The sequence below is a fragment of the Streptomyces sp. AK08-02 genome (assembly GCF_033795085.1).
Classification (GTDB): Bacteria; Actinomycetota; Actinomycetes; order Streptomycetales; family Streptomycetaceae; genus Streptomyces; species Streptomyces echiniscabiei.
This window is the reverse complement of the sequence record NZ_JARAZV010000051.1, coordinates 1-937: the sequence shown is the minus strand read 5'-3', so window position 1 is coordinate 937 and position 937 is coordinate 1. Positions and strand designations below refer to the sequence as shown.

The window sequence follows — 937 nt, the reverse complement described above, 5'->3', positions numbered from 1 at the left end:
AGCGACGCTCCCACGGCTTGTAGGCACACGGTTTCAGGTACTATTTCACTCCGCTCCCGCGGTACTTTTCACCATTCCCTCACGGTACTATCCGCTATCGGTCACCAGGGAATATTTAGGCTTAACGGGTGGTCCCGCCAGATTCACACGGGATTTCTCGGGCCCCGTGCTACTTGGGTGTCTCTCAAACGAGCCGTTGATGTTTCGACTACGGGGGTCTTACCCTCTACGCCGGACCTTTCGCATGTCCTTCGCCTACACCAACGGTTTCTGACTCGCCTCACAGCCGGCAGACTGTGAAAGAGAGATCCCACAACCCCGCACACGCAACCCCTGCCGGGTCTCACACGTATACGGTTTGGCCTCATCCGGTTTCGCTCGCCACTACTCCCGGAATCACGGTTGTTTTCTCTTCCTGCGGGTACTGAGATGTTTCACTTCCCCGCGTTCCCTCCACACACCCTATGTGTTCAGATGTGGGTGACAGCCCATGACGACTGCCGGGTTTCCCCATTCGGAAACCCCCGGATCAAAGCCTGGTTGACGACTCCCCGGGGACTATCGTGGCCTCCCACGTCCTTCATCGGTTCCTGGTGCCAAGGCATCCACCGTGCGCCCTTAAAAACTTGGCCACAGATGCTCGCGTCCACTGTGCAGTTCTCAAACAACGACCAACCACCCGTCACACACCACCACGTGGTGCTGCACCGGGGTCGGCACTGAAGGCAGCCTCTCGGCCGTGCCCTCAGACACCCAACAGCGTGCCCGACACCCTCACCACTCTGATCAGCTTTCCACGCCCCGAAGGACAGTACTCACAGCCCGAGATGACTCAGGTGCCGAATAATCAACGTTCCACCCATGAGCAACCACCGCCGGACGTATGCCGACGTAATGGCCCTGGACCACCAAACCAGGTTTGGCGGTCTAGATGCTC

Annotated in this window: 1 rRNA gene; it reads right to left on the bottom strand. The window is 58.6% G+C overall.

From position 1 onward, the window contains the following. A 23S ribosomal RNA gene (locus tag PV734_RS45695) occupies positions 1–632 on the bottom strand; the annotation flags it as partial. Positions 633–937 lie beyond the last annotated feature (305 nt).